A 9,722-nucleotide genomic window follows, 5' to 3' on the forward strand; every position below is an offset into this window, starting at 1 on the left:
CCATCAAACAATCATACGGATCTTCTTTGTTGTCTGGATCATCTACAATTTCTTCACTAATCAACGATGCATCTGGATTTACAATATCACTTGTCGTTTCCAATTTAGTTCCTGTTTCTTTATCAATTAAACTGACTTGTGTAATTTTGCCAGTTTTAGGAACAAGAGTAATCATGTAAGTTGAAATTGAATTTGATATTTTTTCTTGATATATGATAGATCTTCCACATGCTAACGTTGTATAATCATTCAAGTCGTATGTCAGTTCTACATGACCTTCGCTTAAATCGATTGTATTTCCTGCATCGTCCTTAATCCATCGAATATTTTGACTATGATTTTCTAACCAGTTTGTATCAATTGTATATGTTGCCGTTCCGACATTGTCAGTTACATTCCATTCTGCTTCTCCATCTGTAAACATAGAAAAGCTGTCTCCATTAGCTGTATAAGAAATTGTTCCGCTTGTCGAAATATTGTCTTTATCAATTTTTGTAGCATTCTGAGTATCTATTGTTAAATTTTCTCTATAAATTTTTGATGTTGCACCATTGTAACTGCTAGATACCGTTTCATAAATAAGAAGTTGTCTTTCAAGATCATCCATCGAAAATGAAATCGTTGCATTTCCATTTTCTTTATTTATTTTCCACTCAACATCTTGCCAATATTTATTATTTTCATCTGTTGCGCCATTTCTAACAGCTTCGGAATATTTTTTAGTATCCACAATTGCTGAATCATTCAACCAGCCTTTTGTTCCTAGCTTGTTTTGATAATTATCATCTTGATCGTATTCTTTATTAAGGACATCAAAATACTCTATTGTATTACCAGCAACCGCATTTAATGTGATTGTGTATTTATGATTTTTTGCAGTAATCAATGCTGTTCCACTAATTCCACCTGTTGAGTATTTCTCCAATAAATTCCCCTTTTGAAAAGTTCCACAAGTTAAATTAGCTATGTAATATCCATCATCAAGCTGTAATTTCGTATCATTTTCAGCTTTTTTCAATCCATCTATTGCATCTTGCAAATTCTGCAAAACTGTACCAACATATTTATCTGGAATCGCATCTACATCTTCAATCGCATCTCGTACTTCCTTAAATTCTACCCAGCTTTCTGCGGTATAATCACTTTCATTCAGTTTATCTGCTTTTTCAATCAGTGCTTTTAACTGTTTTCTTTCTTCGCTTTCTGCTTTCGCTGGCTCTAAATTTTCTATTGCCTCCTGCAGATTTTGTAATACTATCCCAACATACTGATCAGGTATTTCATCCACATCATCTATGGATTCTCGTACTTCTTTAAACTCTGCCCAGCTTTCTGCGGTATAATCACTTTCATTCAGTTTATCTGCTTTTTCAATCAGTGCTTTTAACTGTTTTCTTTCTTCGCTTTCTGCTTTCGCTGGCTCTAAATTTTCTATTGCCTCCTGCAGATTTTGTAATACTATCCCAACATACTGATCAGGTATTTCATCCACATCATCTATGGATTCTCGTACTTCTTTAAACTCTGCCCAGCTTTCTGCGGTATAATCACTTTCATTCAGTTTATCTGCTTTTTCAATCAGTGCTTTTAACCGTTTTCTTTCTTCGCTTTCTGCTTTCGCCGGCTCTAAATTATCTATTGCCTCCTGCAGGTTTTGTAATACTATTCCCACAAATTTATCCGGTATTTCATCTACATTTTCTATAGAATCCCGTACATCTTTGAACTCTGCCCAGCTTTCTGCGGTATAATCGTTTTCATTCAGTTTATCTGCTTTTTCAATCAATGCCTTTAACTGTTTACGTTCTTCATTTTCTGTTTGTACTAATTCCAGATTATTAATTGCTTCCTGTAAATTCTGTAAAATTACTCCCACAAATTTATCCGGTATTTCATCTACATCATCTATAGATTCTCGTACTTCTTTAAATTCTGCCCAACTTTCTGCGGTATAATCGTTCTCATTTAATTTGTCTGCTTTTTCAATCAATGTTTTTAGTTGATCTCGTTCAGAAACATTTTGTGTTTCATTTATCGCATTTACAGCACTAGCATAGCTTGTAATGGGTGTTTGAACCACTCCCGTTATCATTGTGCTCGCCAGAAGAATCGCAGTTAAACTTTTATAGATTTTTCTTCTCATATCTTTTTCTCCTTACAGAATTCATTTTTGTTATTTGCTCTTACTAAGTAAAAAGGCGATTCTTGTCGAACCGCCTTTTATGGTCATATCATTGCTTATTTTTCCCAAATCATTTGTTGTTATCACAATTACATGGACCATTTTTTAATCTCTCAGCTTTACTCGTAACAATTATTCAGACCTTCTGTATTTTTCTAAATAACCGGAAAATTATTCTTATTCTGTTACTCCTGGCAAGATTACGATATCTCCTTCTGCATTAACCGGCATTACATTTAATACATTAATCGAAAATTTCGCATCATATTTTGTATTTATAGTTGGAATAGAATCTGTTGTAAAAGTAATTCCAATAACGGCTTTGGAGCTGTCTCCATCTAAATGAACAACTTCATAATCATCATTTCCAAATGTACCATCCTGATTTGTATCCACATCCACTTCTTTCAGGTAGCCTTTCATTCCCATAGCCTTGAAAGATGATTTAAAGTTCAATGTAACTGTATATGTTCCATCACTATTCTCTACATACGTTGTGTCTTCAACAGCACCATTTCCCATAGACAGATTACTGTCAACAGCTGACGCATTATACTTTCCATCTTTATACAGATTTGTGGCTAATGTTGTAGTGTCTCCTGCCGCTGCAAACGCAGACACACTCATACCCATAGCCATTGTTGCCACAGTTGCTACCGCCGCTAATTTCTTCACAAATTTGTTCTTCATAAAATCCTCCTTCTGAACGCCGTCTTTGAGTACGTTCTAAAAATTCTAGTTTAAAGTCATCTAAGTTAGCCACAATATTGCTTTGGTTACTTGTATCTAACTCCTTGTCTGAAAGATACCATAATTTGCCATTCAATGTCAACACCATTTTTTACAAGTTTGTTGCCTGAATTGCAACAAACAGGCCGTTATTTCCTTTGATTTTGTTGTTATTCAGACAACAACGGACGCAAAAGTGCTGTTATTGATAGTATTTTATCAACAACAGCACTTTATTGAAATTTTTTCTTATTTTGTTACATGATATGCGTAAATGAGAATTTTTCTCATTTCAATTTATACCCAGAAATATAATAGTGCAGTGCTTTCCGGCATGTGCATTGGTCCTACACTGCAGGTTACGGTAACTGGTACAATTCCCATCGTGCCAATCCCCGTCCATCGGTGGATTCTGCACGCTTCCATCGGGATTTTCACTATATTATTCTCTATTCTTGCTTCTTCCAAAACTTCATTATGCTCATACTTCAATGTTTTCAGTTTTCCAGCCATCATTTCACCACTCACTCTGGAGTGTGCTGCCATCTCTTTCAGCTTTAATTCCAGATAGCTTTCTCCCTTCTCCTGAACGATTTTGGCTATATCTTCAAATCCTCTCATCGCCATAGAGTCTCTTCCCTGCCCCTGCTTTTTATTCATCCGGTAAAGCCGGAACACTACCGGATGCCTTTCACATTTCTGCAGATTGTGCTGTATCTCCTGATCCAGTTCATTCTCTTTTTTCTTGTATACTGATTTTTTCTCTGTATAGGCGTTAATCATCAGTTCCAGCATGTGGATGTCGATATTCTCCACCATAACATCCAGTGATTCCTCGATTTCTTCCGGTTTTGCACCGATTTCTTCCAGATATTTTTCAAGATTCTCATACAGCTTGGTATATCTTTCCAGCCATTCTTCACCTGCTGCGGTAAATTCCAGTGATTCTGTCAGGATTCCTCTTTCTATGCAGTTCTTAAAATAACGGTTTACCGTTGATCGATTCACGCCATAAGATTCTGCGATACTTCCCTGAGCTCCACGTTTCTTTTCTACTCTTGACAGGCGTTGTAAATATTGCAGTTGCAGCATTGTAGGTCTGTTCTGTCTCTTTAGATGTTCACCTTTTTCCATTTTCTTGTTCCTCTCTTCGTCACCATACATGAATATTCAATTCCCGATAATCGATTGGCAATGGCTTCTGATCAAAGCGTGTAATCGCAATGATTGCCACTGCTTCTGTAATCGGGATTCCTGTATTGGCAGTATAAGTACAGATGTCTGTCGGTAACTGATAAACACCTTTTTCTTCTTTCGCCTGTATCCATTCATCATCTCTTCTGTACCATACATAGCCGATGGATTCGTCCTTTTTTGTCCTGAGCAGGAAGCAGTTCTGGGACTTTTTCACTCTTAATATAACAGAATGTTCCAGTTTCCCGTACTCTGGTGCAAGGAATCTTGGATTGCGTCGTTCCGGTTCATACAGTCCGAATGCCATCGGGAACTCACCATCCTCATAAAAGGTATACAAGTCCATATCGTCATAAACTCTGTCGTATACGTCACCGTACTGCAGAAAGTTTTCAATTCCTTTTAACCCTTCCGGACTGATATAATGTTCCACTCTACAGGCATCTTCCTGCGCCCTCTGCTGATCCATTCCACTTACCATCTGGAAGAACTGTGTCAGTTTCTCATGGCGTGCAAGGCACTCCATACCTTCCAGTTTTCCCTTATCGCTCAGTTCCAGATGTCCGTTTTCCGGCTCACACAAAAATCCTTTTTTCACCAGACTCCGCACCAGGCCTGCCGCTTCATATCCGGTTATATTCACTTCTCTGGCATACTCTTTCGATGTGATCTGTCTGCCTTGCCTCCACATCCGGTAGACATATTCCAGAAGATCTTCTTCCAGTTCGCCTCTGGCTTTTGTCACATCAATATTTCTGTTTTCAATCTTTCTTCCCATGTTACCTTTCCTACCTGTCTTTTTTAATATCTATCCGCTACACGATATCCGGTATTTTCTGCAAAAGACTTCCATCCAGTAAGCATATCGTTTTTTTCTTGGAGCCTTTCTTTTTCTCTGCGACAAACCCCATATTACAGGTGAAATGTATTTCACCCAACCACTGCTGTTCGTACTCTATGTGAAATGCTGTGGCAGGAATTTTAATACTGTGATCATTTACTTCTTCCTTCTTCCAGATTCCATGCATGTTCTGATACCAGATTGTTCTGTCATCCTCGTTCTCTGGATGCTCTGTTAGTTCCAGCCATATCTCCCAAGGCTCTATGTGCAGCCAGCCATCCCGTTCAAACCGCATATCTTCGATAGCTGCTTTTCTCTCTTTTCCAATCTCTGTGGTGTAAAAGGAATACCACATCTGATACTTTCCCGGTTTCAACTTCTTCCAAAGCGTGTGGCAGTCTACACTTTTCGGAATGGAACTTCTTCCACCTTCATTGATAAATTTCCATAAATTGTCGATTTTGTCCGGATCGGATACTTCACACGCCATGAGTCTGCCGTCCCTGTCTGCTGTCTTTTCATCGACTCCGCTCATTTGCAAGAACTGATTCCAGCCTTCAGCTGCCCGTTGCAGTTGTCTCGCATACTCCGTTCCGCTTTCTGTCAGTGCCGGAATCTTCGCATCACTGTCCGTTTCCAGAAATCCTTCCTCTTGTAATTTCTTAATGTTCGTTTTCCAGTGATACTCGGTCAGGTCATAGTCTAATACGATGATTCTTTTGATCTGCTTATCATCCTCCTGCCTTTTCCTCATCTGAAAAATCGTACGCAGAATATCTTTTTGCAGGTATTCTTTTGCCACTTTCTTTGTTTCCATTGCTTTTTCCTCTGTTTCTCGTTTTCCGATTACGTTTTGGTTAGTTGGTTCAAACCATGTAATTTTAATTATATTGTCCTTTTTTCAGGTTTGTCAATGCATTTTCCTCTACAACATTATAATTCCATATAAAAATATCCAAAAACATGTTTTTGGATATTTTTTCGACATACTTTTGGATATTTTCATAGTTAATTTCCTGTTTCCTTTAATTTTGACTCATCCGTAGTCTGTGCGTCAACGCAGACTGCATGGATGGCAAGCCGCTTGCTGTATCCGTTCCCTGTACAGGTAGAAAGTGTCAGTATCTTGTTACTGGTCTGCGGCTTTACTCCTGTATCAACATCGGAATCTTTTATCATCTGGTCGATAAATTTCTGATACTCTTCGCCCGGCTGGTATCCTACTTTGTATACATCACCGCCATTGACTGCATCCTCATAAGAGAAGATTCGATAACGGTAGGCGGTTGTCTCAGAATATACAGTGAAGTATTGATTCTCTTTCCAGAAACCGTCATCCTTATATTTTTTCAGGCTCCCGAACATGCTTCCGTCATTCATATTGTGACCGTAAATAATGTTGTAATAATCCGAAAAATCAGATTTGTTAAGACCTTCCAAAAAGATACACCCCGCGATGTGGCTGTTGCCATGCAGGTCGGTTCTCAGATATTTCTGATTGTCACCTGAATACAGAATCGGATAATTGATGCCAAGTTCGTCCTGATTATCAAACCGTATCCACCCGATGGCATCTGGATTCTCGGCTTTCAGCTTGTCAAATTCTACTTTTACATCTGTAGCCCACCAGTCTTTTTTCTTCTGTTTTCCATCATTTGGTTCGGACTCATCATTTACATACTCTTCGGCAAGTTTGTCATAATCTCTGGCAGATTTCCATCGGTCGATGTATGGGGGCAGGATATGCATAAGTGCTACCCCGATTAAAACCACTGCCAGAATGATCCATATCAGCCATCGGTATGAGCTTTTTTTCTTCATGTTGTCTCTCCCATTTTTCCTGTTAGTTCTCTCGAACCACTATCGTCATTATGGAATGTGTGGTCAGAATTGTCAATCTTTTTCTTCTGGCGTACTGTCTGTTGCCTGTCCGTCTGCCCCTATCTGTCTATCTGCTCCTGTTTCTCCATCTGCTTCTGCCTGTCCGTCTACGAGGTCGTAGCTCATATCGAGTAAATCCAGAACTTTTGAATCGCTGACAGAACCGTCCAGCGGAACTGCCAGCCAGTGCTTCTTGTCCATGTACTTTGCCGGAGCAAGGTGATACATTTCGATGTAGTTGCCTATCATGTCCGGCTCTGCCTGAACCTCCATGAAAGTTGTTCTTTCGGCTGGTTGGTAAAAGATGGCATAAGGTGCGGCGGTTCTTGGGTTTTTGAAGATGGTGACGGGGTATCCGGATTTGTTGATGGTGTCTGGATGGGTGGGGTATTGCTTTTGGATGTATGTGAATATTTCTTGTTGGTTCATGTGGGATCCCTTCTTTTTCTCATAATGAATGGATGACCTCTGCCATCCATTATCATTTATTATAACTTTTCTGATTCGCTTATTACAATAGCTTTTTAACAAGTCTCTGTTTTTGAAACAAAAGAAAGCTACCAGTTTTTTTCCTCTGATAGCTTTCCATTCATTCTTATTCTGTTGGAAACATCGCTGTTTCCAGCTTACTCATCTCTGTATCCGAAAGACCATACTTTCCTGAATTATCTTTTTCCACTGATACTTTTACAGTAACAGTTTTTCCATAACTGTTCTTTTCAAGACTCTTCTGGACACTTTCTGTTAATACAGCTGCAAAGACTTCCGGATCATTTCCATCCAATCCCTGCTTTATTTTTTCATTGCTTACCTCTGTAGAGCTTTGTTGCAATGTCTGAAATACATTGGATGGTTCAACTTGTACACTTACTGTATAGACTCCATCCTCTTCTTTCACATCCTGTACTTTGTATTTTGCCAGTTTCTTTACTTCTGCCAGTTTTTCTGCATAATCAGCAATTCCTTTATCCGTAATGTTATCGGAATCATCAAATTGCTGTTGGATACTCTCATTAAAATCCTCTTCGATTTCTTTCTTGGCATCTTTTTCCGAGATTTCTAACAGATTCGCATAGTCCTTATATTCTCCATGATAGTATGCATCAAGAGAACTTTGGACGTAGGATTTGGAATCGAAGTCTGGTTGTTTGGTACAAGCATTTACTAACAAACTTACTAATAATATATTTGATATAAAAAATATCTTTTTATCTTTCATTATTTTTTCAGAATCGTGTTACCACAATAAAATCTGAATCCTCCTTATTCCATTTATTACTCCAGTCTCGGAAATGCGAATGGCACATATCCGTTTTTTTTGCCACCTTACTATGTTCTTCTTGGACAGTTTTTAAAAAATCAATCAAATCTTCTAATTCTTCTAAAGTTCCATCAAACGTTGCTTCACTCAACTTCATTAATTTTTCACTATCTTTTTCATATCCAAAAAATTTCATTTTTTTAATTTCCTTTCCAGCCATTTTCTTCCAGCCATTTTCTTGTACTATTTGTTAAATTAGGCGTTCCTTTATGTGCATCATGTACTGTTCCATCTTGATTTAATGATGTTCCATCTTTAAAATGAACATGTGGTTGCTGTCCTTCAGTATGAGCACCATCAACTCGATCCACCTCTTTTGGAGCTTGCCCCTTTTCTACTTGTTTTTGCATTTGATTTCGGCTAGTTGGTTTCTTGTTTGAATCTGTACTTCCCTTGTTTTTACTTGATTTCTGAATTCGTACATCAAACATATTAGATAATGCACTTCCAGCAATAGCTACACCTGTTCCTGCTACACCAACTCCTGCAACCGCTGCTGGGACACTAACTTCAGCGGCCAATCCGCCACTCATTACTGTTCCGCCTCCACCTAATATTGTTAAGCCCGCTCCGCCGATTATCATTGCTATACCGGTGCTTAATTTTAAACTGTCTTTTAATGTTCCAGTATACTCAATACGTATATTCGGGAATTTTTCTATTAATCGTTGCAATTCCATATTGCTCGTAAAAATAATGCTTAGTCCTGCAACTATAGCTCCAGTCTTTATTTGTTTTTGTATTCGTTCACTATCTTTACTACATAGCTTTCTTTTAATTTCCTGACGGATTTCGCTTGTTCGAGCCTCTGCATACGCATGAAATGAAGTATAAATTCCATTGGCTTTCCCATTACTATTAGTTTTTACAAATTTAGTACCGTTGGAAATTTTATTTCCACTATACCTACTCTTATTACCTTGATAAGAATTACTATAACCATTTCCAGTAAATTTTACTGAATTTTTCTTTGATGAATTACTTACCAATGCATTCTTTATTCTCTGATTTGGACGGCTGATTGCATTTTTTACTGTCTTAACAACATTTTTTACAGTTTTTATAACTGTTTTTGCTGCTTTTACAACCGTTTTTGCCACCTTCTTAGCTGCACCCTTAATCCTGCTCCACAGGGAATGTCCTGTCGGATCACTGTAATTCAGCGGATTATTGGTTGTATAATCGTAGCGGTTTCTGGTTAATGGATTTTCTGTCGTTCCAAGATCACTATCTTCAGTTGTAAAGGTTCCGTTCTCTGCGTTATAGTATCTTGCCCGCAGATACTGAAGTCCTGTTTTTACATTTGTGGACTCCCCATTGTAACCGTAGTAATTGACACCGTCTGCTGTTCCCGATGTAAGGTTACCGTATGAATCATACTGATAACTGTTCGTCAGATTAGCTGTTTCGGTCAGGATTCCGGTCACGCTGTTTCTTCCGTCATATAAATAATAACTGCTTTCTGTGGATTTATCAACGCTTATACGTTCTCCGATTCCACTTTCTCCATAAGTATAAGCCTGACGGACTTTCTCGTCTGCCCCATACTCTGCGAGGACTTCTGTATTTTCACG

General features: G+C 38.3%; 10 protein-coding genes. All 10 read right to left on the reverse strand.

Annotated features, from left to right (window positions below; translation table 11 throughout):
- Nucleotides 1-2,143, reverse strand: a 2,143-nt coding sequence (locus WMO25_RS09845) for a hypothetical protein (protein ID WP_349085159.1), incomplete at its 3' end; no start/stop codon positions are given.
- Between the two features lie 216 nt (nucleotides 2,144-2,359).
- The gene (locus WMO25_RS09850; protein ID WP_268805010.1) at nucleotides 2,360-2,872 is read right to left on the reverse strand and encodes a hypothetical protein; all 513 of its coding nucleotides are present in this window, start codon (nucleotides 2,870-2,872) and stop codon (nucleotides 2,360-2,362) included.
- Between the two features lie 336 nt (nucleotides 2,873-3,208).
- Complete coding sequence (locus tag WMO25_RS09855; protein WP_349085160.1) at nucleotides 3,209-4,045, reverse strand: hypothetical protein; 837 nt, start codon at nucleotides 4,043-4,045, stop codon at nucleotides 3,209-3,211.
- 19 nt (nucleotides 4,046-4,064) lie between these two features.
- Nucleotides 4,065-4,883 (reverse strand): metal-dependent transcriptional regulator, encoded by an 819-nt coding sequence (locus WMO25_RS09860; RefSeq protein ID WP_055155853.1) that lies wholly within the window; start codon nucleotides 4,881-4,883, stop codon nucleotides 4,065-4,067.
- Between the two features lie 37 nt (nucleotides 4,884-4,920).
- On the reverse strand, nucleotides 4,921-5,763 hold the full coding sequence (locus WMO25_RS09865) for a helix-turn-helix domain-containing protein (RefSeq protein WP_055155852.1): 843 nt from the start codon (nucleotides 5,761-5,763) through the stop codon (nucleotides 4,921-4,923).
- Between the two features lie 191 nt (nucleotides 5,764-5,954).
- On the reverse strand, nucleotides 5,955-6,767 hold the full coding sequence (gene srtB / locus WMO25_RS09870; RefSeq protein WP_055155851.1) for a class B sortase: 813 nt from the start codon (nucleotides 6,765-6,767) through the stop codon (nucleotides 5,955-5,957).
- 72 nt (nucleotides 6,768-6,839) lie between these two features.
- Nucleotides 6,840-7,256 (reverse strand): MmcQ/YjbR family DNA-binding protein, encoded by a 417-nt coding sequence (locus tag WMO25_RS09875; protein WP_055155850.1) that lies wholly within the window; start codon nucleotides 7,254-7,256, stop codon nucleotides 6,840-6,842.
- A 166-nt stretch (nucleotides 7,257-7,422) separates the two neighbouring features.
- Nucleotides 7,423-8,046: a hypothetical protein gene (locus tag WMO25_RS09880; RefSeq protein ID WP_055155849.1), complete on the reverse strand. Its 624-nt coding sequence runs from the start codon at nucleotides 8,044-8,046 to the stop codon at nucleotides 7,423-7,425.
- A gap of 7 nt (nucleotides 8,047-8,053) precedes the next feature.
- Nucleotides 8,054-8,308 (reverse strand): hypothetical protein, encoded by a 255-nt coding sequence (locus WMO25_RS09885; protein WP_055155848.1) that lies wholly within the window; start codon nucleotides 8,306-8,308, stop codon nucleotides 8,054-8,056.
- The coding region (locus tag WMO25_RS09890) for an RHS repeat-associated core domain-containing protein (protein WP_349085161.1) at nucleotides 8,289-9,722 on the reverse strand (1,434 nt) is incomplete at its 5' end. The genes WMO25_RS09890 and WMO25_RS09885, both read right to left, overlap by 20 nt.

This window comes from Coprococcus intestinihominis (assembly GCF_040096555.1).
Classification (GTDB): Bacteria; Bacillota; Clostridia; order Lachnospirales; family Lachnospiraceae; genus Coprococcus_A; species Coprococcus_A intestinihominis.

Excerpts from the sequence above, each read along its gene's own strand:
- WMO25_RS09850 (WP_268805010.1), bottom strand. The coding sequence starts at position 2,872 with ATGAAGAACAAATTTGTGAAGAAATTAGCGGCGGTAGCAACTGTGGCA.
- WMO25_RS09855 (WP_349085160.1), bottom strand. The coding sequence starts at position 4,045 with ATGGAAAAAGGTGAACATCTAAAGAGACAGAACAGACCTACAATGCTG.
- WMO25_RS09860 (WP_055155853.1), bottom strand. The coding sequence starts at position 4,883 with ATGGGAAGAAAGATTGAAAACAGAAATATTGATGTGACAAAAGCCAGA.
- WMO25_RS09865 (WP_055155852.1), bottom strand. The coding sequence starts at position 5,763 with ATGGAAACAAAGAAAGTGGCAAAAGAATACCTGCAAAAAGATATTCTG.
- srtB (WP_055155851.1), bottom strand. The coding sequence starts at position 6,767 with ATGAAGAAAAAAAGCTCATACCGATGGCTGATATGGATCATTCTGGCA.
- WMO25_RS09875 (WP_055155850.1), bottom strand. The coding sequence starts at position 7,256 with ATGAACCAACAAGAAATATTCACATACATCCAAAAGCAATACCCCACC.
- WMO25_RS09880 (WP_055155849.1), bottom strand. The coding sequence starts at position 8,046 with ATGAAAGATAAAAAGATATTTTTTATATCAAATATATTATTAGTAAGT.
- WMO25_RS09885 (WP_055155848.1), bottom strand. The coding sequence starts at position 8,308 with ATGGCTGGAAAGGAAATTAAAAAAATGAAATTTTTTGGATATGAAAAA.